This is a genomic window from Sphingomonas sp. PL20, assembly GCF_017875905.1.
GTDB classification, from domain to species: Bacteria; Pseudomonadota; Alphaproteobacteria; order Sphingomonadales; family Sphingomonadaceae; genus Sphingomonas; species Sphingomonas echinoides.
In genome coordinates, this window is sequence record NZ_JAGINH010000002.1 from 229,148 (window position 1) to 252,089 (window position 22,942).

At 65.2% G+C, this 22,942-nt stretch carries 23 protein-coding genes; 11 read left to right on the forward strand and 12 right to left on the reverse strand.

The features are described from left to right. Positions 1-7: 7 nt before the first annotated feature. The 3 genes from H4W01_RS01285 to H4W01_RS01295 are packed head-to-tail and all read right to left on the reverse strand — an operon-like array spanning position 8 to position 2,430. Positions 8-436 (reverse strand): acyl-CoA thioesterase, encoded by a 429-nt coding sequence (locus H4W01_RS01285; protein ID WP_209609567.1) that lies wholly within the window; start codon positions 434-436, stop codon positions 8-10. Further along, entirely contained in the window at positions 436-1,209 is a 774-nt protein-coding gene (locus tag H4W01_RS01290; protein ID WP_010406625.1) for a sulfite exporter TauE/SafE family protein, read from the reverse strand. Before H4W01_RS01290 ends, H4W01_RS01285 begins: the two co-directional genes overlap by 1 nt. 12 nt (positions 1,210-1,221) lie before the next feature. Beyond that, entirely contained in the window at positions 1,222-2,430 is a 1,209-nt protein-coding gene (locus H4W01_RS01295; RefSeq protein ID WP_209609568.1) for an LL-diaminopimelate aminotransferase, read from the reverse strand. 171 nt (positions 2,431-2,601) lie between these two features. Here H4W01_RS01295 and H4W01_RS01300 point away from each other — a divergent pair, with 171 nt between their 5' ends. The 4 genes from H4W01_RS01300 to murA all read left to right on the forward strand — a co-directional run bounded on the left by H4W01_RS01300 (position 2,602) and on the right by murA (position 7,133). Beyond that, positions 2,602-4,347 (forward strand): PHA/PHB synthase family protein, encoded by a 1,746-nt coding sequence (locus H4W01_RS01300; RefSeq protein WP_209609569.1) that lies wholly within the window; start codon positions 2,602-2,604, stop codon positions 4,345-4,347. Between the two features lie 111 nt (positions 4,348-4,458). After that, complete coding sequence (locus tag H4W01_RS01305) at positions 4,459-5,295, forward strand: phasin family protein (protein ID WP_209609570.1); 837 nt, start codon at positions 4,459-4,461, stop codon at positions 5,293-5,295. Positions 5,296-5,426: 131 nt separating this feature from the next. Continuing rightward, positions 5,427-5,768 carry an ATP-dependent Clp protease adapter ClpS gene (gene clpS, locus H4W01_RS01310; RefSeq protein WP_029622891.1) on the forward strand — a complete coding sequence of 114 codons (342 nt, stop codon included), beginning with the start codon at positions 5,427-5,429 and terminating at the stop codon, positions 5,766-5,768. Between the two features lie 81 nt (positions 5,769-5,849). Further along, a complete protein-coding gene (gene murA / locus H4W01_RS01315; protein ID WP_209609571.1) occupies positions 5,850-7,133 on the forward strand; it encodes a UDP-N-acetylglucosamine 1-carboxyvinyltransferase in 1,284 nt (427 codons plus the stop codon). A 116-nt stretch (positions 7,134-7,249) separates the two neighbouring features. Here the strand turns inward: murA and H4W01_RS01320 are convergent, their stop codons facing one another. The 3 genes from H4W01_RS01320 to H4W01_RS01330 all read right to left on the reverse strand — a co-directional run bounded on the left by H4W01_RS01320 (position 7,250) and on the right by H4W01_RS01330 (position 9,697). Then, positions 7,250-7,768, reverse strand: coding sequence for a phosphoribosyltransferase (locus H4W01_RS01320; RefSeq protein ID WP_209609572.1), 519 nt, complete (start codon positions 7,766-7,768; stop codon positions 7,250-7,252). Further along, complete coding sequence (locus H4W01_RS01325; RefSeq protein WP_209609573.1) at positions 7,765-8,778, reverse strand: adenosine deaminase; 1,014 nt, start codon at positions 8,776-8,778, stop codon at positions 7,765-7,767. The genes H4W01_RS01320 and H4W01_RS01325 overlap by 4 nt, the downstream gene beginning before the upstream one ends. A 64-nt stretch (positions 8,779-8,842) precedes the next feature. Then, positions 8,843-9,697 (reverse strand): SDR family oxidoreductase, encoded by an 855-nt coding sequence (locus tag H4W01_RS01330; protein WP_209609574.1) that lies wholly within the window; start codon positions 9,695-9,697, stop codon positions 8,843-8,845. Between the two features lie 86 nt (positions 9,698-9,783). Between H4W01_RS01330 and H4W01_RS01335 the strand changes: the two genes are divergently transcribed. After that, on the forward strand, positions 9,784-10,170 hold the full coding sequence (locus tag H4W01_RS01335) for a winged helix-turn-helix transcriptional regulator (protein ID WP_209609575.1): 387 nt from the start codon (positions 9,784-9,786) through the stop codon (positions 10,168-10,170). Between the two features lie 44 nt (positions 10,171-10,214). Here H4W01_RS01335 and H4W01_RS01340 read toward each other — a convergent pair whose 3' ends face one another. Next, on the reverse strand, positions 10,215-11,552 hold the full coding sequence (locus H4W01_RS01340) for a cystathionine gamma-synthase family protein (RefSeq protein ID WP_209609576.1): 1,338 nt from the start codon (positions 11,550-11,552) through the stop codon (positions 10,215-10,217). A 95-nt stretch (positions 11,553-11,647) separates the two neighbouring features. On the opposite strand from H4W01_RS01340, the gene H4W01_RS01345 reads away from it, so the two are divergent. Beyond that, positions 11,648-12,028, forward strand: coding sequence for a VOC family protein (locus H4W01_RS01345; protein ID WP_209609577.1), 381 nt, complete (start codon positions 11,648-11,650; stop codon positions 12,026-12,028). Positions 12,029-12,058: 30 nt separating this feature from the next. Here H4W01_RS01345 and pgeF read toward each other — a convergent pair whose 3' ends face one another. From pgeF to lgt, 4 genes are all read right to left on the reverse strand, one after another. Next, positions 12,059-12,790 (reverse strand): peptidoglycan editing factor PgeF, encoded by a 732-nt coding sequence (pgeF, locus tag H4W01_RS01350; RefSeq protein ID WP_209613198.1) that lies wholly within the window; start codon positions 12,788-12,790, stop codon positions 12,059-12,061. Between the two features lie 35 nt (positions 12,791-12,825). Continuing rightward, entirely contained in the window at positions 12,826-13,335 is a 510-nt protein-coding gene (locus H4W01_RS01355; RefSeq protein WP_209609578.1) for a GNAT family N-acetyltransferase, read from the reverse strand. Continuing rightward, a complete protein-coding gene (locus tag H4W01_RS01360; RefSeq protein ID WP_209613199.1) occupies positions 13,332-14,297 on the reverse strand; it encodes a class I SAM-dependent methyltransferase in 966 nt (321 codons plus the stop codon). Before H4W01_RS01360 ends, H4W01_RS01355 begins: the two co-directional genes overlap by 4 nt. A 245-nt stretch (positions 14,298-14,542) precedes the next feature. Then, entirely contained in the window at positions 14,543-15,454 is a 912-nt protein-coding gene (lgt, locus tag H4W01_RS01365) for a prolipoprotein diacylglyceryl transferase (protein ID WP_209609579.1), read from the reverse strand. A 65-nt stretch (positions 15,455-15,519) separates the two neighbouring features. On the opposite strand from lgt, the gene H4W01_RS01370 reads away from it, so the two are divergent. The 4 genes from H4W01_RS01370 to phbB are packed head-to-tail and all read left to right on the forward strand — an operon-like array spanning position 15,520 to position 21,279. Beyond that, positions 15,520-17,223, forward strand: a complete 1,704-nt coding sequence (locus H4W01_RS01370; RefSeq protein WP_209609580.1) for a class I adenylate-forming enzyme family protein — start codon at positions 15,520-15,522, stop codon at positions 17,221-17,223. A 46-nt stretch (positions 17,224-17,269) separates the two neighbouring features. After that, positions 17,270-19,507, forward strand: coding sequence for a xanthine dehydrogenase family protein molybdopterin-binding subunit (locus tag H4W01_RS01375; RefSeq protein WP_209609581.1), 2,238 nt, complete (start codon positions 17,270-17,272; stop codon positions 19,505-19,507). Then, on the forward strand, positions 19,507-20,520 hold the full coding sequence (hemH, locus tag H4W01_RS01380) for a ferrochelatase (RefSeq protein ID WP_209609582.1): 1,014 nt from the start codon (positions 19,507-19,509) through the stop codon (positions 20,518-20,520). Before H4W01_RS01375 ends, hemH begins: the two co-directional genes overlap by 1 nt. 36 nt (positions 20,521-20,556) lie before the next feature. Further along, positions 20,557-21,279 carry an acetoacetyl-CoA reductase gene (phbB, locus tag H4W01_RS01385; protein WP_209609583.1) on the forward strand — a complete coding sequence of 241 codons (723 nt, stop codon included), beginning with the start codon at positions 20,557-20,559 and terminating at the stop codon, positions 21,277-21,279. Between the two features lie 103 nt (positions 21,280-21,382). Here phbB and H4W01_RS01390 read toward each other — a convergent pair whose 3' ends face one another. After that, positions 21,383-21,787, reverse strand: a complete 405-nt coding sequence (locus H4W01_RS01390) for a glycine zipper 2TM domain-containing protein (RefSeq protein ID WP_010406658.1) — start codon at positions 21,785-21,787, stop codon at positions 21,383-21,385. A 151-nt stretch (positions 21,788-21,938) separates the two neighbouring features. Between H4W01_RS01390 and H4W01_RS01395 the strand changes: the two genes are divergently transcribed. Beyond that, positions 21,939-22,934, forward strand: coding sequence for an esterase-like activity of phytase family protein (locus H4W01_RS01395; protein WP_209609584.1), 996 nt, complete (start codon positions 21,939-21,941; stop codon positions 22,932-22,934). Positions 22,935-22,942: the final 8 nt, after the last annotated feature.

The following is a 22,942-nucleotide window of genomic DNA, read 5'->3' on the forward strand; positions in this document are numbered from 1 at the left end:
CGCGGGCTTAGCCTGTCGGCAGCGTGTCCAGATAGGCACGAACCGCATCGCTGATCGGCAGCGGCTTGCCGGTGGGCAAGTGGACGTTGACGATCACCATGTCGATCACGGTGTGCAACGCACCGGTCTCCGCATGGCACAGCTCGAAGCGTTGCGTCAGGCTCGAGCCGCCGACCCGCGCGATGCGGACGAACGCTTCGATCGTATCGCCCCACACGAAGGGCTTCAGATAATCGATCTCGGTGCGGCGGACATGAAATTCGGTGTGCGTCCAAGCATCACCGAGCGCCGCGCCAATGCCGGTCCATTCCCAGAAGTCGCTGACCGCGACATCGGCATATTCGAGATAGCGCGAGTTGAAGACAACCTTCTGCCCGTCAATTTCAGCGTAGCGCACCTTGAAACGAGTCGAAAAAGCGAAACCGGGACGCGTCATCAAAACAGCAGCCTTAAACCGACAAGGGCGAGCACCGCCGCAAGGATCGGGCTCAGAATGCGGTCGGATATGCGCGATGCGATCAAGCTGCCAACGATGATTCCGGGGATAGACCCAAGCAATAGCGAGAACAGCAAGGTGCCGTTGACCGAGCCGAGCAGCCAGTGGCCAAAGCCGCCGAGCAGCGTCAGCGGTACGGCATGGGCGATGTCGGAGCCGACCAGGCGGTTGATCGGCAAGCTTGGGTAGAGGATCAGCAAGGCGGTCATGCCGAGCGCCCCCGCGCCGACCGAGGTGATCGATACGAGCACCCCCAGCACCACACCCAGCAACACCGTCAGCCAGGCGAGCCGCGCCGTTCCGATCTTGCCGAACAGCCGTGTCAGCGATCCGACGATGCGCATCCGGAACACCGTCGCGACCGCCGACAGGACCAGCGTAACGCCAAGGATGGCGGAGATCGCCTGCCCCATATCCTGTTTCTCGGCGGCATAATGCAGCGCGATGATGGTAACGATGGTGGCGGGCACACTGCCCGCCGCCAGCCGCGCGACCACGCGCCAGTCGACGGTGCCGCGCCAGCCATGCACCACGGTGCCGACACTCTTGGTGGCAGAGGCATAGAGCAAGTCGGTGCCGACCGCAGTCGCCGGGTGGAAACCGAAGGCGAGCACGAGCAGCGGGGTCATCAACGATCCCCCGCCGACTCCGGTCAGCCCGACGAGTAGCCCGACGAGCACGCCGGCCAGCGAATACAGCGGGGTGATGATCATCCGGGGCGGCGGTCAGCCGGCCTTTGCGCTGGGAATATTAACCCCCATCGACACCAGATATTTCTTCACGTTGCGCGCCGCCTGGCGGAGCCTCTGTTCGTTTTCGACCATCGCGATGCGCACAAAGCCTTCCCCGTTTTCACCGTATCCCACCCCTGGCGCAACCGCGACCTTGGCGTGAGTCAGTAATTGTTTGGAGAACTCAAGGCTGCCTAGGTGCGCGAGCGCGGGCGGCAAGGGTGCCCAGGCGAACATCGAGGCAGGCGGAGCGGGAATATCCCACCCGGCGCGCCCGAAACTCTCGACCAGCACGTCGCGGCGCTTGTGGTAGAGTTGGCGATTGGTCTCGACAATGTCCTGCGGGCCGTTGAGTGCTGCGCAGGCGGCCGCCTGGATCGGGGTGAAGGCCCCGTAATCGAGGTACGACTTCACCCGGCTCATCGCCGCGATCAGCGTCTTGTTGCCGACCGCAAAGCCGATCCGCCAGCCCGCCATCGAATAGGTCTTGCTGAGCGAGGTGAACTCGATCGCAATGTCTTTGGCACCGGGCACCTGCAGGATCGACGGCGTCGGCTTGCCGTCGAAATACAGCTCGGAATAGGCGAGATCGGAGATGATCCAGACCTTATTCTCCTTCGCCCAGGCGACGAGCCGTTCGTAGAACGCCAGATCGACCGCTTCCGCCGTGGGGTTGGAAGGATAATTGACGACGAGGATCGACGGGCGCGGGACGGTGAAGGCCATCGCGCGTTCCAACGACTCGAAATAGGTATCGTCGGGCGTGGTCGGCACCGCGCGGATCGTGGCCCCCGCGATGATGAAGCCGAAGGTATGGATCGGGTAGGACGGGTTGGGGGCAAGCACGACATCGCCCGGCGCGGTGATCGCGGTGGCGAGGCTGGCGAGCCCTTCCTTCGAGCCCATTGTCACGACCACTTCGGTCTCGGGATCGACATCGACGCCAAAGCGGCGACCGTAATAATTGGCTTGCGCACGGCGCAGCCCCGGAATGCCCTTCGACTGCGAATAGCCATGCGCATCAGGCTTGCGCGCCACCTCGATCAATTTCTCGATCACATGCGGCGGCGGCGGCAAATCCGGGTTGCCCATGCCGAGATCGATAATGTCCTCGCCCGTCGCGCGCGCTTCCGCTCGCATCGCGTTCACTTCGGCGATGACGTAAGGCGGGAGGCGCTTCATGCGATAGAATTCGTCGGACATTGCAGGGATTCCGGCTGGAGGGAGGCCTTCCTTACGCCATTATGTGTCGCGCCGTCACCCCGCCGCACACCAATATGACCGGGTGGGGGTGTTTTGCGCCAAGGCGATGATGTGCGCTTTCATGAACGGGGCTCGTCGGGGTAAGGATGGCAGGCACGAGAAGAGGATGTCATGGCCGAATCCACCAAAGCCACCACCGCTGCCATGCCCAGCCTTGCCGAGTTGCAGCATTGGACCTGGGTGCTTGGGCGCGCGCAGCAAATGCTGCTGGAACAGGGCCTGGCCACCTTGGGCGCGGCGGAAACGCCGTTGCCGCCGATCCCCGGCCTGACCGACCCGGAAACGTTGACGCGTGCGCGGGATTTCTGGACCGACAGCCTTACCTTGTGGCAGCGGATGCTCGCCCCCGGTGAGGCACCACCGCCCGTCGATGAGCCGGCCGAGCGCGCGCGCGACAAGCGCTTCAAGGACCCGCGCTGGCATGACGATCCGGTGTTCGCCTGGATTCGCCAAAGCTACTTCCTGTTCTCGGACCAGTTGCTCGCTCAGGTCGACGCGCTGCAGGGCGTCGACGACAAGCAGCGCGAGCAGATGCGCTTTGCCACGCGCGGTTTTCTGGATGCGATCAGCCCGTCCAATTTCCCCGCGACCAACCCCGAAGTGCTCGAAAAGACGATCGAGACCGGCGGCGAAAACCTGCTCAAGGGCCTGCAGAACATGCTCGCCGATCTCGCCAAGGGGCAAGTGACGCATACCGACCAGACCGCGTTCGAACTGGGGCGCAATCTGGCGACGACGCCGGGCAAGGTGATCCACCGCACCGATCTCTACGAGCTGATCCAATATGCCCCGGCCACGCCCAACGTGCTGGCGGTGCCGCTGGTGATCTTCCCGCCGTGGATCAACCGCTTCTACATCCTAGACCTGACCCCTGAGAAAAGCTTCATTCGCTGGGCGGTCGAACAGGGCATCACCGTGTTCATGGTCTCGTGGCGATCGGCCGACGCCAGCATGAAGGATGTGGTGTGGGACGATTATATCGCCGCGCAAATCGACGCGATCGAAACCGTGCGGCGCGTGCTGAAGGTGCCGGCGGTGCACACCATCGGCTATTGCGTGGCGGGTACGACGCTCGCCGCGACGCTCGCGGTGCTGGCAGCGCGCGGGGAAGCGGACACGGTCAAGAGCGCGACTTTCTTCACCGCGCAAGTCGATTTCGAGAAAGCGGGGGAATTGCTGTATTTCGTCGCCGACGATCAGCTCGAGCTGCTCAAGACGCTGACCCCCGATGGCTTTCTCGACGGGCGCTATATGGCGGCGGTGTTCAACCAATTGCGCGGGCGCGACCTGATCTGGAATTACGTCACCAACAACTATCTGCTGGGCAAGGATTATGCCCCGTTCGACCTGCTCCACTGGAATGGCGACACCACCAATCTGCCCGCGCAGTGGCATATGCGCTATCTGGTGGATCTGTACCGCGACAATCTGCTGAGCAAGGCCGGTGCGCTCAGCGCGCTGGGCACGCCGATCGACCTCGGGCTGGTGAAGACGCCGAGCTATATTCAGGCCGGGCGCGAGGACCATATCGCACCGGCCGAAAGCGTGTGGGCGCTGATGCGGCTCTTCTCGGGCGAGCGGCGCTTCGTGCTGGCGGGGTCGGGGCATATTGCCGGGGTGGTCAACCCGCCGAGCGCGAACAAATATCAATATTGGGTCAATCCCGAACCGGTCGACACGCTTGAGGCCTTCGTCGCCGGGGCGCAGGAGACCAAGGGGAGCTGGTGGCCCGATTGGGTGGCATGGCTGCGCGATCAGGACGCGGCGATGGTCCCGGCCAAGGGCGCGCGCCAGCCGGGCAAGGGGGCGCTCAAGGCAATCGAAGACGCGCCGGGACGCTACGTAAAGGCGCGCTGAAGCGCGCGGGAACTCCGTAATTTCACTTATGCTGCAGTGCAACATTTTGCTTGTATTGACCGCCAATGTTGCTATATTGCAGTGCAGCATTGGTGTGGGAGAAATCCGGTCATGGCAAGCAAAGGCCCGAAGTCAGACGCGGCACCAAAAGCCGCAAAGCCGACCGCGAAGGTTGACGCTCCGGCGGCTGTAGCCCCCCCGGCTGTTGCTCAGGCAAAACCCGCCGCGCCCAAGACGCGGACCGCTGCGGCGGCCGTAAAAGCTCCCTCGGTTCCTGCAGCGCTCCCGGTTTCGGTCCCGGCAGCGTCGGAACCGGTCGTCGCGGCCCCGGCCGCCGACGTGGTTGTTCCGGCACCGATCGTGGCAGAACCCGAGGTCGCTGCGCCGATCGTGTCTTTGCCCGAGCCTGTGCGTACCCCAGACCCGATTGTTACCGCCGAAGCCCCTAAACCCGTCGCCGCCGCCGCGCCGACTGTATCGCAGAAGGAAATCTTCACCATGGAAAACACCATCAAAGCCGCTACCGACAAGGTCCAGGAACAGGCCAAGGCGCTGTTCGCCGATGTCAACGATCGCACCAAGACGGCCGTTGAAAAGGGCACCAAGCTGGTCGAGGAATTCAACGAATTCTCGAAGGGCAACGTTGAAGCCATCGTCGAATCGTCGAAGATCGCTGCCAAGGGCATCGAGACGATGGGCCAGGACGCCGCCGAATATGGCCGCAAGCATTTCGAAGGCGCGACCGCTGCGCTGAAGAGCCTGTCGAGCGTCAAGACCCCGTCGGACTTCTTCAAGCTGCAGAGCGACTATGTCCGCAGCGCGTTCGACTCGATCGTCGCCGAAACCTCGAAGAACACCGAGTCGCTGGTGAAGCTCGCCGGTGAGGTCGCCCAGCCGATCTCGAACCGCGTTGCGCTTGCCGCCGAGAAGATCAAGATCAGCGCCTAAGCCGATCTTCGTCCGTATCGGACAGGAGAGGGCGGTCCCGAATGGGGCCGCCCTTTTCGTTTGCCCCCTTGCCCTCACCCCCGGCAATGCCATATTTTAGGCACTAGATGATCGACAGCAGCGCAATCTCGATGGCGGAACGCCGTGATGACGGAACCGGGGACGGGCCGGACGACGGCACCGGCCTGGGCGTCGCGACGCGCACTCGCGCCAAGACCAAGCAACCGACCCCCTATCGCGTGCTGCTGCTGAATGACGATTACACCCCCATGGAGTTCGTGGTGCTGGTGCTGCAGCGCTTTTTCCGCATGGATATGGAAGCGGCGACCCGGGTGATGCTCCACGTCCACCAGAAGGGCGTCGGCGTGTGCGGCATCTTCAGCTACGAAGTCGCCGAGACCAAGGTCAGCCAGGTCATCGATTTCGCCCGGCAGAACCAGCATCCGCTACAATGCATGTTGGAAAAGGCCTGATTTAGCCGGACGTTCCTGCGCGTCTCGTCGCAATTCGGCTATCGTGCTTGCGCGGGCGGTGCGAGGCGATAAACGAGATCCATGGATCGTATTCTCATTCGCGGCGGCAATCGCCTGTCGGGCCGTCTCCCCATCTCCGGTGCCAAGAACGCCGCGCTCACGCTGATGCCGTGCGCGCTGCTGACCGAGGAGCCGGTGACGCTGCGCAACCTGCCGCGTCTGGCCGATGTCGACAGCTTCGGGCATCTGCTCAACCAGCTCGGTTGCTCGACTCGGATCGAGGGCGCGCGGCCCGAGGATTTCGGTCGGGTGATGACGATCCGCGCGGGCAAGCTGACCGCGACCGAAGCACCGTATGACATCGTGCGCAAAATGCGCGCGTCGATTCTGGTGCTGGGCCCGCTGATCGGGCGCGCAGGCGAGGCGACCGTGTCGCTGCCGGGCGGCTGCGCGATCGGCAATCGCCCGATCGATTTGCATCTGAAGGCGCTGGAGGCGATCGGCGCGCAGCTCGAAATGGCGGCGGGCTATGTCAAGGCGATCGCGCCGGGCGGGCGTCTGCCGGGCGGCAAATATACCTTCCCGATCGTCTCGGTCGGCGCGACCGAAAATGTCGTGATGGCGGCGGTGCTGGCCAAGGGCGGCAGCCGCATCGAAAATGCCGCGCGCGAGCCCGAGATCGTCGACCTGTGCAATTTGCTCGTCGCGATGGGCGCGAAGATCAGCGGCATCGGCACCGAGACGCTTGAGATCGAAGGCGTCGACCGGCTGCACGGCGCGACCTATCGCGTGATGCCCGACCGGATCGAGGCGGGCAGCTATGCCTGCGCCGCTGCCATCACGGGCGGTTCGGTCGAACTGGTCGGCGTGAAGATGGACGATATGCGCGCCACCACCGCCGCCTTGATCGCGGCCGGGGTGACGTTGGAGGAGCGCGGCGACAATCTGCTGGTTTCCGCCACCAACGGCATCAAGCCGCTGACGCTGTCGACCGCGCCCTTCCCCGGCTTTGCGACCGATATGCAGGCGCAGTTCATGGCGATGCTGTGTCTGGCCGATGGGGCCAGCGTACTGACCGAGACGATCTTCGAGAACCGCTACATGCACGTGCCCGAACTGGCGCGGATGGGCGCGGACATTCTGGTGCAGGGCCGCACCGCCGTCGTGCGCGGCGTGCCCAAATTGGTCGGCGCGCCGGTGATGGCGACCGATCTGCGCGCGTCGATGAGCCTGATCATCGCTGGCCTCGTCGCCGAGGGCGAGACGCAGGTCAGCCGCGTCTATCACCTCGATCGCGGCTATGAGCGGCTCGAGGAAAAGCTGAGCGCGGTTGGAGCGGATATCGAGCGCGTCGGGGACGGTTAAAGTCGTCCGCCACCACTCCCGTTCGTTTCGAGCGTAGTCGAGAAACTTGGCACAGCGCTTGTTGCTGTTTCTCGACTACGCTCGAAACGAACGGGTTAAAGGACCGCGATCCCGCTTTAAGCCGTCCGCTCCGGCACGGCCGCGGCGTCGGCCTGGATGGCGAGGTCGGGCGCAACTGCTTCCCATGGGAAGATGAACCAGTCCTTGGTCACCGCGCGGTCGATTTCGCGCGCGTGATAGTCGACGCGCTCGCCCGAGCGGATATTGTCGAGCAGCGTCGCGAACCGCACGCTGCCCGGCACCGCGCCCGCCGCCGCCAACATCGCTCGTAGCCGCGCGATCGTGCGGCCCGTATCGTTGATGTCGTCGAGGAACAGGAAACGCTCGCCGCCGCGCGTCCGCGCTGCCAGGCGTGCGATCGGGTCGAGCGCGAAATCCTCGACCTGCGCCGAGAAATCGACCGAGAGCATCGGCAAGCCGCTTGCGTGGCTGAGGAACACCGCCGGGACCAGCCCGCCGCGCCCGATGCCGATCAGGAAGGTCGGTGCCCATGCTGCATCCTCGCCCAGACGTGCCGCCAGCAGATGGATGTCGGCGACGAAACGTTCCTGCGCAATCGGCGTGTAAATGGTCATGCCGCCGCCTCCGCATAGGCATCGAGCCGCGCCAGATGCTCGGCCACGGCGGCATCGGGAAGGAAGGACCCGAGGAAGCTGTTGCGCGCCAGCGTGACCAGATCGGCGCGATCAAGCCCGCGCGCGGCCGCGACCGCACGATAATTGTCGGCCACATAGCCGCCGAAATAGGCGGGGTCATCGGAATTGATCGTCGCACGTAACCCGGCGCGCAGCATCTGGTCGATCGGGTGCTCGGCCATATCGCCCACCACGCACAGCTTGAGGTTGGACAGCGGACACACCGTCAGCGTCATGCCCATGCGCGCGAGCCGGGTGACGAGCAGCGGGTCCTCCAGGCTGCGATTGCCATGGTCGAGCCGGTCGACGCCGATCACGTCGAGCGCCTGCGCTACATAATAGGGCGGGCCTTCCTCCCCGGCATGGGCGACCAGCTTCAAACCCTTCGCGCGTGCCGCTGCGAAAACGCGCGCGAACTTTTCTGGCGGGTGGCCGAGTTCGGATGAGTCGAGCCCGACCGCCGCGATCCGGTCGAGCCACGGCTCGGCGGCCTCCAGCGTCGCAAAGGCATCGGCTTCATCAAGGTGCCGCAGGAAGCTCAGGATCAGCAGCACGGTCATGCCGTGCTTGGCCTCTGCCTCGGCAATGGCGGAGAGCAGTCCGGTGATGACCGTGTCGAACGGAATCCCGCGCGCGGTGTGCGTCTGCGGATCGAACATGATTTCTGCATGGACGACCCCGTCGGCGGCCGCACGATCGAAATAGGCGGCGGCGAGATCGTGGAAATCCTGCTTGGTGCGCAGCACGTCCGCCCCGGCATAATAAATGTCGAGAAAGTCCTGCAGCCGCGAGAAGTTATACGCGGCGCGGACCTCCTCAACGCTTGCGAACGGGATCGCCACCCGATTGCGCTGTGCGAGCGCGAACATCAGTTCTGGCTCAAGACTGCCCTCGATATGCAAATGGAGTTCGGCCTTGGGCAAGCCGGTGATGAAGTCGGGATCGGTCATTCGCGCACCATTGCCAGGTTGCTGGCCGTGGGCAAGCGGCGAACCACCACCCACGGCATCCGCTTCACCCGTTAAGCGCACTTTCCAGCGTCGTGCGCCACGGCGTGGTCGGTCGGCCGATCACTTCGCTCAACGCATGGCTATCGTCGAACAGCGCGCCGTTGGCCGCCTTGGTGTCGCTTTCGGCCAGCATCGCGGCAATCGCTGCGGGCAGGCCAACCCCCTCCAGCGCAGCGCGATAGTCGGCTTCGGGCAGATCCTGATAGGCGACTGGCTTGCCCGAAAGATCGCTCAGCGCCGCGGCCAGATCGGCAAGGGTGAACGCCTCGTCGCCAGCCAGTTCATAAATGGCAGGCTTGGCCGCGTCCGCCGTCAGTACGGCCACAGCCGCCGCCGCGTAATCGGCGCGCGCAGCCCCCGAAATGCGGCCCGTGCCGGCGCTGCCCAACACCGCCCCATGCGCGACCGCCATCGGCGCGCTTTGCGCATAATTTTCGGTGTACCAGCCATTGCGCAGCAGCGCGTGCGGCACGCCGCTTTCGGCCAAGGCCAACTCGGTCGCACGATGTTCGACCGCGAGGTTGAGCGGGTTGGTGTCGGCATGGAGCAGGCTGGTATAGGCGATGAAGCCGACCCCGGCGGTCTTGGCGGCGGCGATGACGGCCTGATGCTGTGCTACGCGCTGGCCGATCTCGCTCGACGAGATCAGCAGCAGCCGCTCGACACCGACGAGCGCGCTGGCAAGGGTTTCGGCGTGATTATAGTCAAACGCCCGAACAACCACCCCCCGCGAGGCCAAATCGGCGAGCTTGGCCGGGTCACGCACCAGCGCGACGATCGTCTCGGGGGCAACTCTCTCGAGCAAGCCAGCAATGACAAGGCGACCCAGTTGGCCCGACGCTCCGGTAACAGCAATCATGATGGCACTCCCAAAAACCATTGAGACGCACCATCTAGGGGTGTAGCTTATGAAAAATAAGTACGCACAAAAAGGTAAGTGATGAAATGTTAGAGTGGAGCGCCACCCCGCTTTCGGAAGCGCTGGAACGCGGCGACGTGCTGAGCCCGGACTGCCCGTCCCGCCTCATCCTCAATCATGTCACCAGCAAATGGGGGGTGCTGACGCTGCTGTCGCTGCGGTCGGGCACGCTGCGCTTCAGCGCGTTGCGCCGCAAGGTCAGCGGCGTGAGCGAGCGGATGCTGGCGCAGACGTTGCAGCAATTGGAGGGGTGTCGCCTGGTCGATCGGCGGAGCTATGCCGAAGTGCCACCGCGCGTCGAATATTCGCTGACCCCGCTCGGGCGCGAGGCGGCCGACCGAGTCGCCGCGCTGGCGGACTGGATCGAAGCGTCGCTGCCGTTGCTGCTGGAGCCAGCACCGGTCGCAGCGTGATAGTCAGCCCGGGCGGACGCCGTGCGCCGCCCGGGCCACGCTTATCAGATCGCTGCCAACGCCTGCTCGAAATCGGCGATCAGGTCATCGGCGTCCTCGACCCCGATCGAGATGCGCACGAGATTGTCGGTGATGCCGAGCGCCTGTTTGCGCGCATCGGGCACCGACAGATGCGTCATCGCCGCCGGGTGCGAGGCGAGCGTCTCGGTGCCGCCCAGCGACACCGCCAGCTTGGCGATTTTCAGCGCGTCGAGAAAGGCGAACGCCTCCTTCTCGCCGCCCTTCAGGATCAGCGAGAAGGTCGATCCCGCACCGGTGCAATGGCGCGCATAGATGTCGGCCTGGCGCTCCATGCCCGGCGTATCGGCTAGGAAGCCAAGGTAACCGACTCGCTCGACCTTGGGGTGGCTACGCAGGAAGCCACACACCTTGACCGCATTTTCGCCCGCGCGGCTCATGCGCAGTTCGAGCGTCTCGAGACTGCGCATCAGCATCCACGCGGTATTGGGGTCGCAGATCGTGCCGATCGTGTTGCGCATCAGGCGGATCGTGTTGATGTGCTCCTTGGACCCCAGCACGCCGCCTGCAACCAGATCGCTATGGCCGCCGGCATATTTGGTCAGCGAGTAGACGACGATGTCGGCCCCATGTTCGAGCGGCTTGAGCCAGAGCGGGCCGAGGAAGGTGTTGTCGATCGCGATCGGTGGTTTCGCGCCCTTGAAGATTGCGTCACGGCTCGCCGCCACCGCCTGAATGTCGACCAGCGCGTTGGTCGGGTTGGCGGGGCTTTCGAGATAGATCAACGCGACATTGCCGGTCGCCGCCTTGCTCATCACCGCATCGATTTCCTCGCGCGTCGCGCCCGCCGGAAAATCGAGCCAATGCACGCCGAAACGGCCGAGAATGCGCGCGATCAGCGTCTCGGTCGCGGCATAAAGCGGGCCCGAATGGACGATCGTGTCGCCGGGTTTGACCATCGACAGGAACAGGGTGGCGATGGCCGACATGCCGCTGGAGAAGACCAACGCATCCTCTGCCTCTTCCCACACGCCCAGGCGATCTTCGAGAATCTCCTGATTCGGCCCGTTGAAGCGCGAATAGACCAGCCCTTCGGAGCCGCCGGGCCGCTTGCCGGTCACCCCTTCGAAATGGCGCTTGCCTGCGGCGGCATTGGGGAAAACATAGGTCGAGGTCGCGAAGATCGGGGGCTTGAGCGAGCCTTCCGACAGCATCGGATCATAGCCATGGCCCATCATCAGCGTGGACGCCTTCAGCTTGCGGTCGCCGATCTTTTCGATCGAGGGCTTGGGCTTGGTGCGTGGCGCGACGCCGGTCAGATCGGCTTCGGTCTGCGGGTCGGTCCGGTCGGTGGGCGTCGCCATGAGGGTGCATCCTGTGTCGAAAAATGATAGGAGGCTTTACCGCGAGATAGTCTCGAATGATACTATTTCGCGGCGGATCCGTGGGGGGACAGGACATGCCGATCGCAATCGTTTCAGTGCCCGTGACCGATGTGGCACGCGCGCGGACTTTTTACGTGGAGACGCTCGGACTGGTGGTGCTGCGCGACGAGGCGATGGGCCCCGATATGCGCTGGGTGCAGTTGCAGCCCAAGGATGGCGGCGCGACGGTTGCGCTGGTGACATGGTTCGATGCGATGCCCCCTGGTTCGGTGCAGGGGCTGATGCTGGCGGTGGACGATATCGATGCCGAACATGCGCGGCTGGCGGCGGCCGGGGTGACGGTGTCACCGGTCGACGAACAGCCATGGGGGCGCTTCACGATGCTGCAGGACCCGGACGGCAATGGCTGGATCGTCGCGCAATTGACCAATCCCGGCGAAGTGAAGACTCGGTAACGGGCTTTTGACCGCCCGTTGGGGGAGGCGTCAGAGGCCGATGATCGAAATCTGGCGGCCATAGCCCGGTTCGCCGCGATGCGTTGCGCGGCGGAAGCTGAAGAAGCGCGCTTCATCGGCATAGGTGTCGAGCCCGAGCATCGCCACGCGGGTGACCCCGGCGGCGGCGATGCGGTTCGCGACATAGGCTTCCAGATCGAACTGGAAATGGCCCGCGCGGCCTTCGGCGAAGAAGCGTTCATTGGCCGGGTCGTCGGCTTCAAAGCGGCGCGCAAAGGCTTCGTCCACTTCGTAACTGGCGCGCGCGATGCACGGGCCGATCGCGGCGGCGATGCGGTCGCGCTGCGCACCGAGCGCTTCCATCGCCTGGATCGTCGCATCGGTCACGCCGCCGAGCGCGCCCTTCCACCCGGCATGCGCCGCGCCGATGACGCCGGCCTGCACATCCGCCAGCAACACCGGCGCGCAATCGGCGGTGACGATGCCGAGCGCGAGACCGGGGCGATCGGTCACCAGCGCATCGGCATGCGGGCGCGCATCGTCCGCAAACGGCGTGGCCACAGTGACGCAATCGGCGGAATGCACTTGATAGGGCGATAGCAATCGCGCGCCGGGCTGCACCGCCGCCACGGCCCGCGCGCGGTTTTCGATGACGGCGGCCGCATCGTCGTCGGAGCCGATACCGACGTTCAGCCCGGCATGCACGCCGGTCGAGACGCCGCCGACCCGCCCGAGAAAGCCATGCGGGGCCCCCGCCAGCATCGGCGCGCGGATCACCTCGACCAGTGCGGGCGCGCTCACAGCACCAGCCGCATCAGATTGTCGTCATCGACGGTCGAGCCGACGCGAAACGCGATCCGCCCAATGTCGCGAAAGCCGTATTTCTCATAGAAACGGTGCGCCCTGTGATTGTCGACATAGACGCTCAGGATCACCTCGCGCGCGCCGTGGCTGCGCGCATGGTCGAGCGACCACGCCATCAGCTCCTGCGCGACGCCCTGTCCGTGCCAGTCGCTGAGCACATAGAATTGGTAGAGCTCGATCGCATCGGGTCGCCATTCGCCGGGGAAGGTGACCGGCCCCATTTTGACGAAGCCGATGATCTGCCCCTCGTCCAGCGCCAGCCGAATCGCGAAATCGGGGTCGGACAGTTGCGCGGGCAAGCCATTGGGCCCGAACGCCTCGTCGAGAAACGCGCTCAGATCGGATTCGGGATAGAGCATGCCGAAGGTTTCGGTGAAGGACTGCCGCGCCATTGCGGCCAGCGCTGGCCCGTCGATCGTCCGGGCGTCTCGGTAATGGATCATGCAAACCCCGCTGGGAGTGGCCAGTCGGGGGAGGAAACCGCCAGAACCTGGAATAAAGTGCCCATCGCCTGGGTCAGGCGCTGGTGATCGGCGGTGATACCCTCGGCGCGGTCGGGCGCGGCTCGGGCGAGCGCCGCCGCGCGCGCCGCGATACCAAGCGCGCCGAGGAATGCGCCCTGGCCGATCGGCCCCGCAACCTGCGCGCCCTCGACGATCGCCGCCGCGGCGAGCGTGCCGAAATCGACATGCGCGGTCAGGTCCTGCTCGCCGGGCGCCTCATAGGGGTTGGCGTAGGCATGGCCGCGCACCGCCTGCAGCGTGTCGCCGACGGCGGGGCCATCATAGCCGTAATCGACCACCAGCAGCGCGCCGCCTTGCGCGACGATGCGCTGGGCGAGGCTGCGCAGGATCGCCACGCTGGCGGGCGACGTCTCGATCACCGATCCGGCGGCGGCATCGCGCAACACTTCGGGGATGACGCCATCGGGCACTTGCTTGCCGGCAATCGGCAGGAACAGCGTGTCCTGGCAGGCAACCAGCCGCTCGAACCAGCCGCCCGCACCTTTGACGAGTTGCCGGATCGGCAGCGCGTCGAAGAATTCGTTGGCGATAACGATCAGCGGGCGATCGGTGGGCAATGTGTCGATCGCGTCGTGCCAGGTCGCGTGCGGCAAGCGCTCGGCTTGCGCCGCGCGCAGCACCGGGCTGGTCTCCACCAGATGCACCGGCGGCGCGAAACCGGCCTTGCCCGCCGCGCGCAGCGCGTCGGTCGAAAGCGTTCCGCGACCGGGGCCGAGTTCGACCCACGCCGCGTGCGGCCGCCCGGCGCGGTCCCACAGATCGGCACCCCACAGCCCGATCAGCTCGCCGAACATCTGGCTGATCTCGGGCGCGGTGGTGAAATCGCCGCCGCTGCCGAGCGGATCGCGCGTCGCATAATATTGCTGGTTGGCCGCCGCCATGAACTGCGCGAGCGAAATCGGCCCGGCGAGCGTGATCGCACGGGCGAGGCGGTCGGCTAGCGGTGCGGTCGTTTCATCTCCCCTCCCGCTTGCGAGTTCGGGGTCGACAGCGCCCCGCGCTGTCGAGGATGTGCCGGGGGCACATCCGACCCCGAACTGGGCTGGGGGAGGGGCTGTTATAGGATCGAGGGACGCTGCGGCCATTCCCTCCCCTAACCCCTCCCGCAAGCGGGAGGGGGACTTTTTCATGCCACGCTCGCGTCGCCCGCGATCGGCACGACGCGGTGGCGGCGGCCCTTAGCGGTGACGATCAGATAGAGCCCGCCGATAATCATCGGCAGCGTCAGCACTTGTCCCATATGGATCGTGTGCGCGAAGAAACCGCCCCACCATTGATTGAACTGCGCATCGGGCTCACGGAAAAATTCGACCGTGAAGCGTGCCAGACCATAGCCAAGCAGGAACAGCCCGACCAATTTGCCCGGCTCATAGCGCGCCTTGGTCTTCCAGAAGGCAAACCACAGCACCGCGAACAAGGCGACGCCCTCCAGCCCGGCTTCGTACAATTGGCTCGGGTGGCGGGCGGGTTCGATCATGCCGCTTTGCACGGTGTCGTTGAACACGATTGCCCATGGCACGTCGGCGGGCTTGCCCCACAATTCGCCGTTCACGAAATTGGCGATCCGCCCGAAGAACAGACCGAACGGCACCGCGCAGGCGAGATAATCGTGGACACGGAGCCAATCGAGCTTTTGCGAGCGTGCGAACAGGATGATGCCGATCGAGGTGCCGATCATGCCGCCGTGGAACGACATGCCGCCATCCCACAGCTTGAACAGGCCCCAGGTGGTCAGCAATTGCGGCGCATAGAACAGCGCATAGCCCAGCCGCCCGCCCAGGATGATGCCGAGCGTGGCATAGAATACCAGATCGTCGGCATGGCGGCGCGCCATCGGTGCGCCCGGCTGGCGCAGCAGCTTCAGCAGATACCACCAGCCGACCAGGATGCCGGTGATATAGGCGATCGAATACCATTTGATCTGGAAGAAACGCAGGTCGATCGCCACCGGGTTGAGGTGGAGATCGGCGAAATGGAGGTGGCCCTGCGCGGCCGAAGCGGCATTGGCGAGCACGGGCAGGGCGGCGGTCAGGATCAAGGCTTTTCCCCGAGGATTTGCGCCTCCATAATGGGGGAAGGCGATAAGACCAAGTGGAGAGCGAGATGCCGAGCAAACTGGACCTGCGGATGGATGCCGCGCTGGCGGGGCTGACGGGCCCCGGGGCACCATTCGGCTTGGGATCCGTAACGGCAGGTGGCGTCGAGCTGCCGCTGATCACCGGCGTGCCGCAGACCTTGCCCCCCTATTTCGCGCATTATTGTGCGAATCACGCCGAGCTGCCTTTCCTGGTGGCGGGTCCCGAGCGGCTGACCTTTGCCGAGGTCTATGCGGTCGCGCAGGGCGTCGCGAAGAGCCTGATTGCACACCATCACGTTGCCCCCGGCGACCGGATCGGCATCGCGATGCGCAATTCGCCGTCGTGGATCGCGCTGTACATGGGCATCGTGATGGCGGGCGGTGTCGCGACGCTGCTCAACGGCTGGTGGCAGTCCGAAGAGCTGGCGACGGCGGTGGCCGAGGTCGAATGCCGTCTGGTCTTTGCCGACCCGCCGCGCGCCAAACGGCTGGCGGATATCGATGGGCTCGATGTCGCGGTGGTGACGGTGGATGACGTGCAGCCGCTTGGCGTCGCGCTGGCGGCGCTGGCCGGGCCGGCCGATGTCGCCCTGCCGACGATCGCGCCCGAAGACCCCGCCACGATCCTGTTCACCTCGGGCTCGACTGGGCAGTCGAAGGGCGCGATCAGCAACCACCGTGCGGTAACGCAGGGTGTGTTCAACTATCTGGCGCAAGCGCTGGTGATGCTCGGTATTACGACTGCCGACGGCAATCCGCCGGTCGGCCAGCCCGCGACCTTGCTCAACGTGCCGCTGTTCCATGTCACCGCCGAAGTGCCGGTGTTCCTGCAAAGCTTCGCGATGGGGCGCAAACTGGTGCTGATGCCGAAATGGGATGCCGAAGAAGCGATGCGGCTGATCCAGGCGGAAAAAATCAGCTATTTCGTCGGTGTGCCGCTGATGAGCTTCGAAATCCTGACGCACCCCAAGCGCGCCGAGTATGATCTGTCCTCGGTTACCGATTTCGCGGCGGGCGGCGCGCCACGCCCGGTCGAGCATGTCCGCCGCATCGCCGACGAAATGGGCGGCCCGAAGCCGCTGCTCGGTTATGGCCTGACCGAGACCAATGGCGTGGGCTGCGGCAATTTCCGCGACAACTATTTGGCCAAGCCCAATTCGACCGGCCGCGCATCGGCACCCCTGGTTGATCTCGCGATCCTGGATGGTACGGGCAAGCCGGTCGCGCAGGGCGAGCGCGGCGAGGTCGGCATTCGCTCGATCTGCAACTTCACCGAATATTATGGGCGGCCTGATGCCACCGCCGCCGCCTTCACCGCCGATCGCTATTTTCTGACCGGCGACATCGGTTATCTGGACGAGGATGGGTATCTGTTCATCGTCGATCGCAAGAAGGACATCATCATCCGCGGTGGCGAGAATATCTCGTGCCAGGAAGTCGAGGCCGCGATTTACGAGCATCCGGCGGTGGCCGAGGCAGCCGTATTCGGCCTTCCCGACGAACGCTTTGGCGAAGTGCCGGGCGCGGTGGTGCTGCCGCGCGAGGGCGAGACGCTGACGACCGAGGCGCTGTGCGCATTCCTGTTCGCGCATGTTGCCGCCTTCAAGGTGCCGCAGCGCATCTGGATCGTCGACAGCGCCTTGCCGCGCCTGGGCACCGAGAAGATCGACAAGGTATCGATCCGCACCAAATATCGCGCACTGGCGGCGGCGGAGACCGTGACGGCATAGCCACACCGAACTGGCGGTGCGACGCTTGGCGCGATAGAGCAAAGCGATGGCTTCCCCCGCACCCCCGAAGATCGATCGTCGCACGCTGCTGATCGGTGGTGGGGCGGGGATCGGGCTGGTGGTCGCCTGGGGGCTGTGGCCACGGCGCTATTCCGGCAATCTCACCGCCGACAAGGGCGAGAGCGTGTTCGGCGCGTGGCTCAAGATCGGCGACGATGGCCATGTCACCGTCGCCGTGCCGCAGGCCGAGCATGGGCAGGGCGTCTATACCACGCTGCCGCAAATCATCGCCGATGAACTGGGCGCGGACTGGCGGACGGTCGCGGTGGAGGCGGCCCCGTTCAACCCGCTCTACGCCAATGCGCTTGGCGCGCGCGAACTGTTCGAGCAGCCGGGCGACGGCCTGGTCAAGGCGTGGCGCGAGGCCCATGCCGGGCGGATGGGGCTGATGCTGACCGCCGGATCGACCTCGATCCGCGCATTTGAGGACCCTTTGCGCGCGGCGGGGGCGGCGGCGCGCGTGTTGTTGTGCCAGGCTGCGGCCAAACGGTGGAAGGTCGCGTGGCAGGCGTGCACCACCGCCGAGGGTTTCGTCGTCCACGGCAAGGACAGGTTGCGCTTTGCGGAGCTTGCGGCTGAGGCGGTCAGTGGCACCCTGCCCGATCCGTTGCCGCTGCGGGGGGATGGTGGCGACCGGCTGTCGGGCCAGTCGCTGCCCCGGCTCGATGGCCCCTCCAAGATCGACGGTTCGGCCAATTTCGCAGGCGACGTGCGCCTGCCCGACATGGTCTATGCCAGCATCCGTCAGGGTCCAGTGGGTGACAGCACGTTGCTGCGGGTCGACCGCACGGCGGCAGAGCGCATTCGCGGCGTGTTGCAGGTCGTCACCAACGATCGCTGGGTCGCGGCGATCGCCAATAATTGGTGGGCGGCGAACACGGCGCTCGATGCGCTCGCCCCCCGGTTCGAGACCAAAAGCCGCTTGGTCAACACCGCCAGCATCACTGCGGCGCTGAAGGCCGCGCTCGACGGGCCCGGCGCACGCATCGCGCGGCAAGGCGATCTGTCGGCGGTGTTCAAGGGCGCGCGCGTGGTGACCGCCGATTATCATGTCGGCCTTGCCGCGCACGCCGCGATCGAGACGATGACGGCGACCGCGCAGTATCGGGACGGGCGGCTGGAGCTGTGGTTGCCGACCCAGGCACCGGGATTGGCGCGCAGCGCGGCGGCGGCAGCGATTGGCCTGGCTGAGGATGCGGTGCTGGTGCATCCGATGCTGATCGGTGGATCGTTCGGCGCGAATCTGGAAACGCAGTGCGCGGCGCAGGCGGCGGTGCTGGCGCACAGCCTCAAGCGCCCGGTGCAACTGGTGTGGAGCCGGTCGGAGGATCTGCTGCACGATCGTTATCGCCCCCCGGCAATGGCCCGGATGGCGGCGCGGCTCGGCGGCAATGGGCAGATCCTCGGCTGGTTGGCCAAGATCGCCGCCCCTGCCACCGGGCAGGAACTGGCGGCGCGCTTGCTGGCGCACGATGCGGGGTTCCGCACGGCACAAGCCGTCGCGCCGTTCGGCGATGGCTATGCGGTGGCCGGGGCCGCGCCGTTCTACCGTATTCCGGCTTATGCGATCGACCATCACCCGGCCGATATCGGTGTGCCAACCGGACATTGGCGCTCGGGCGCGCATAGCTACACGACGTTTTTTACCGAGTGTTTTCTGGATGAACTGGCGCATGTCGCGGGGACCGAGCCGCTGTCCTTCCGCATCGGCATGCTGGGCGGGGATGCGCGGCTGGCGCGGTGCCTGTCGACCGCCGCGTCGCTTGGCGGTTGGGAAGGCGGCATTGCGGGAAGCGGGCAGGGCATTGCCTGCCACAGCTTTCGCGGCAGCCATATCGCTGTGCTGGTCGAGGCGCATGTCGGCGAGGGCCAGGCGGTCAGCGTCGATCGCATCGTCGCCGCAGTCGATTGCGGGCGGCAGATCAATCCCGACATCGTCCGCCAGCAAATCGAGGGCGGGTTGCTGTTTGGCATGGCGGCGGCGACCGGCAGTGCGACCGGGTTCAAGGCCAATCTGGCCGAGGCGCGGGGCTTTGGTGATCTCGGCCTGCCGCGACTGGCCGACACGCCCGACATTACGGTCGAGCTGATTTCGAGCGAGGCGGAGCCGGGCGGGGTGAGCGAGCTCGCCGTGCCGCCGGTTGCGCCCGCAATTGCCAATGCCCTGCAAGCCGCTACGGGCTATCGCTTGCGCCGCCTGCCGCTCACTCCGGGAACCGTTTGATGCCACCGATTCTCCCCGCCGGACATCCGGTCGTGCCCAAGCCGAAGATCGGCGTTCTGCTGACCAATCTGGGCACGCCGGACGGGCCCGATACCAAGTCGGTTAAACGCTATCTCGCCGAATTTCTCTCGGACCGGCGTGTGGTGGAGATTCCGCCGCTGATTTGGCAGCCGATCCTGCGCGGCATCATCCTCAACACCCGTCCGCAAAAATCCGCGGAAGCCTATGCCCAGGTGTGGAGCGCCGACGGCTCGCCTTTGGCCGCGATCACCAAGGCGCAGAGCGCGGCGATGCAAGGGGCGTTCGGCGCGGACGTGCTGGTCGATTGGGCGATGCGCTATGGCAATCCCTCCATCCCCGATCGCCTGCAGGCGATGAAGGATGCGGGCTGCGAACGGATCCTGGTCGCGCCGCTCTATCCGCAATATTGCGGGGCGACGACTGCGACCGCCAATGACAAGGCCTTTGCCGCTTTGGCCAAGATGCGCTGGCAACCGGCCTTGCGCACCTTGCCGCCTTATTATGACGACCCCGCTTATATCGATGCGCTGGCGCAATCGCTGACGGCGGGGCTGGCCGCGCTCGATTTCGAGCCGCAGGCGATCGTTGCCAGTTTCCACGGCATGCCGCAGCGCACGCTCGAACTGGGCGATCCCTATCACTGCCATTGCCAGAAGACCGCGCGGTTGCTGGGCGAGCGGCTGGGGCGGCCGCTGACGGTCACCTTCCAATCGCGCTTCGGGCGCGCGAAGTGGCTCGAACCGGCGACCGACGCGACGCTCGATGCGCTGCCGGCCAAGGGCATTACCAAGGTCGCGATTTTCGCCCCCGGCTTTTCGGCCGATTGCCTTGAAACGCTGGAGGAACTGGCGATTCGGGGGCGGGAGAGCTTCGAGGAAAATGGCGGCACCCATTTCGCCTATATCCCCTGCCTCAATGCCGATGAGATCGGCATCGGAATGCTGCGGGTTTTACTTGCGCGTCAACTTGAAGGGTGGACGCCATCCGCCTAGCGTGGGCTAGGCGATAGATCCTGGGAGGAGAGTTTAATGGCACGCGTCGCGATCGTAACCGGCGGCACTCGCGGGATTGGGGAGGCAATCAGCCTCGCGCTGAAGGATCATGGCATGACGGTCGCGGCGACCTATGCCGGCAATGATGATCGTGCGCGCGACTTCACCGAACGCACCGGCATCGCCGCCTTCAAATGGGATGTGGCGGATTACGATGCCTGCCAGGAAGGCACGGCGAAAGTGGTCGAGGCGCTGGGGCCGGTCGACGTGCTGGTCAACAATGCCGGCATCACGCGCGACGGCACGATCATGAAGCTCAGCTACCAGGCGTGGAAAGAGGTGATCGACACCAATTTGGGCGGTTGCTTCAACATGGCCAAGGCGGTGTTCCCGGGCATGCGCGACCGCAAATGGGGGCGCATCGTCAATATCGGGTCGATCAATGGCCAGGCCGGGCAATATGGCCAAGTCAATTACGCCGCCGCCAAATCGGGCATTCACGGCTTCACCAAGGCGCTGGCGCAAGAGGGCGCGCGGGCGGGCGTAACGGTCAACGCGATCGCGCCCGGCTATATCGATACCGACATGGTCGCCGCCGTCCCGGCGGACGTGCTGGAGAAGATCGTTGCCAAGATCCCGGTCGGTCGGTTGGGGCAAGCGAGCGAAATCGCACGCGGCGTTGCCTTCCTGTGTTCGGACGAGGGCGGGTTCGTCACCGGCTCGACGCTCAGCATTAATGGCGGGCAACATATGTATTGATCGCCCGGCGCATCGCGCCCGGACATAAAGGAGGCCGACCTCTAGGGAAGCCGACCTCCGCCCCCTGTTCCGCAACGCGGGGGATCTCTGAAAAGCGTAGCGGTTAGCGGCAATAGCCCGGCTGACCGTCCTTCTGGATCGCACGACCGGCCAGGGCACCGCCGCCTGCACCCAGGACGGTGCCGAGCGTGCGGTCGCCGCCACCTGCGATCACATTGCCGAGCAAGCCACCCGCGATCGCGCCGATAATGGTCCCGCGGTCGTTATTGCAGCGGTTGCGCGCGCGGCTGTAATAGCGGCGGTCCTGATAATAGCCGTCGTCGCGATAGCCGCGCCGATCATCCCGGTACCCGCGATATCCGTCATCGCGATTGTAGCCGTCGCGATACGCCTGATCGTAAGCATAGCCTTGGCCGCCATCATAGCGCTGGGCGGCGGCAGGGGTCGCGGCCAGACCGGAAGCGGTCATGACCATCGCGGTGGCTGCGAGCGTGAGTTTCTTGAACATGATGCGTCTCCCGGTTGGTGTTTCCGATGATCCGGTTATGGCCGAGTCGGGCTGAGGTCAGCCTGAATGGCGCTGTTAGCCGCCGTTCATCGTCGCCAGTGCCCGACGAATCGCGGTTGCGTGTCGCTGCTGGCTCCCGCAGGGGCGGGGGATGCGCATTTTATGGTCGGTTTTGTTTGCCCTGCTGTTCGTGCCGGATTCGACGGTGCCAGGGCGTCGCGTGAGGCTCGGCACCGATCCGCATTTTCGCGCCGTGCCGGTGATGCTTGATCCGGCCCGACCCGACCTCACCCGCGTGGGGGATCTGGTGTGGCTGGGCGGTGTGCAGTTGCGCAGCCGCGATCCGCAATTCGGGGGCTTCTCCTCGCTCAGTGTCGCGGGCGACCGCTTCACCTTGCTGAGCGACAGCAGTGACATTGTGCGCTTCACGATGGGCTCGGATTGGAAGGTCCGTGACCCGAGCTTCGCAGAACTGCCCGCTGGCCCCGGCACGGGATGGTTCAAGCGCGACCGCGACAGCGAATCGATGAGTATCGACCGCAAGACGGGCGCGATCTGGGTCGGTTTCGAGAGTTACAACGAGTTCTGGCGTTACGATTCGCGGTTCCGCCGAGCGGAAGCGCATGGGGCTCCGCCGGTTATGTCGAAATGGCCTGAGAATGAGGGGCCAGAGGCGATGACGCTGCTTCCGACAGGAGGGATGGTCACGATTGCCGAAACCAAGCCCTGGCCCAAGGCAAGCGGGCGTGGTGGCATCGTGTTCCTCGGCGATCCGGTGCAGCGGCCGCGTTGGGGCTATCGCTTCAATTATCTGCCCCCGCGCGGCTACGATCCCAGCGACATGACGGTGCTGCCCGACGGGCGCTGGTTGATTCTCAACCGTCGCTTTGCCGGGGCACGCTTTTCCAATGTGCTGACCGTGGTCGATCCAGCGCAGGTCAGGCCGGGGGCGACGGTGCGCGGGCGCGATATCGCGACGCTGGCCGCCCCGCTCATCCACGACAATTTCGAAGGCGTGGCGGTGACGCGCGAAGGCGCTGCAACGATCATCTGGCTCGTCTCGGACGATAACCAATTGTCGCTACAGCGCAGCCTGTTGCTGAAGTTCAGGCTCGATCCGGTCGCGCCGAAGCGCAACCGGAGCTGAGAGGGGTC

Coding starts and splice junctions, on each gene's coding strand:
- H4W01_RS01285 (WP_209609567.1), bottom strand. CDS start 436: ATGACGCGTCCCGGTTTCGCTTTTTCGACTCGTTTCAAGGTGCGCTAC.
- H4W01_RS01290 (WP_010406625.1), bottom strand. CDS start 1,209: ATGATCATCACCCCGCTGTATTCGCTGGCCGGCGTGCTCGTCGGGCTA.
- H4W01_RS01295 (WP_209609568.1), bottom strand. CDS start 2,430: ATGTCCGACGAATTCTATCGCATGAAGCGCCTCCCGCCTTACGTCATC.
- H4W01_RS01300 (WP_209609569.1), top strand. CDS start 2,602: ATGGCCGAATCCACCAAAGCCACCACCGCTGCCATGCCCAGCCTTGCC.
- H4W01_RS01305 (WP_209609570.1), top strand. CDS start 4,459: ATGGCAAGCAAAGGCCCGAAGTCAGACGCGGCACCAAAAGCCGCAAAG.
- clpS (WP_029622891.1), top strand. CDS start 5,427: ATGGCGGAACGCCGTGATGACGGAACCGGGGACGGGCCGGACGACGGC.
- murA (WP_209609571.1), top strand. CDS start 5,850: ATGGATCGTATTCTCATTCGCGGCGGCAATCGCCTGTCGGGCCGTCTC.
- H4W01_RS01320 (WP_209609572.1), bottom strand. CDS start 7,768: ATGACCATTTACACGCCGATTGCGCAGGAACGTTTCGTCGCCGACATC.
- H4W01_RS01325 (WP_209609573.1), bottom strand. CDS start 8,778: ATGACCGATCCCGACTTCATCACCGGCTTGCCCAAGGCCGAACTCCAT.
- H4W01_RS01330 (WP_209609574.1), bottom strand. CDS start 9,697: ATGATTGCTGTTACCGGAGCGTCGGGCCAACTGGGTCGCCTTGTCATT.
- H4W01_RS01335 (WP_209609575.1), top strand. CDS start 9,784: ATGTTAGAGTGGAGCGCCACCCCGCTTTCGGAAGCGCTGGAACGCGGC.
- H4W01_RS01340 (WP_209609576.1), bottom strand. CDS start 11,552: ATGGCGACGCCCACCGACCGGACCGACCCGCAGACCGAAGCCGATCTG.
- H4W01_RS01345 (WP_209609577.1), top strand. CDS start 11,648: ATGCCGATCGCAATCGTTTCAGTGCCCGTGACCGATGTGGCACGCGCG.
- pgeF (WP_209613198.1), bottom strand. CDS start 12,790: ATGCTGGCGGGGGCCCCGCATGGCTTTCTCGGGCGGGTCGGCGGCGTC.
- H4W01_RS01355 (WP_209609578.1), bottom strand. CDS start 13,335: ATGATCCATTACCGAGACGCCCGGACGATCGACGGGCCAGCGCTGGCC.
- H4W01_RS01360 (WP_209613199.1), bottom strand. CDS start 14,297: ATGGCGGCGGCCAACCAGCAATATTATGCGACGCGCGATCCGCTCGGC.
- H4W01_RS01370 (WP_209609580.1), top strand. CDS start 15,520: ATGCCGAGCAAACTGGACCTGCGGATGGATGCCGCGCTGGCGGGGCTG.
- H4W01_RS01375 (WP_209609581.1), top strand. CDS start 17,270: ATGGCTTCCCCCGCACCCCCGAAGATCGATCGTCGCACGCTGCTGATC.
- hemH (WP_209609582.1), top strand. CDS start 19,507: ATGCCACCGATTCTCCCCGCCGGACATCCGGTCGTGCCCAAGCCGAAG.
- phbB (WP_209609583.1), top strand. CDS start 20,557: ATGGCACGCGTCGCGATCGTAACCGGCGGCACTCGCGGGATTGGGGAG.
- H4W01_RS01390 (WP_010406658.1), bottom strand. CDS start 21,787: ATGTTCAAGAAACTCACGCTCGCAGCCACCGCGATGGTCATGACCGCT.
- H4W01_RS01395 (WP_209609584.1), top strand. CDS start 21,939: ATGCGCATTTTATGGTCGGTTTTGTTTGCCCTGCTGTTCGTGCCGGAT.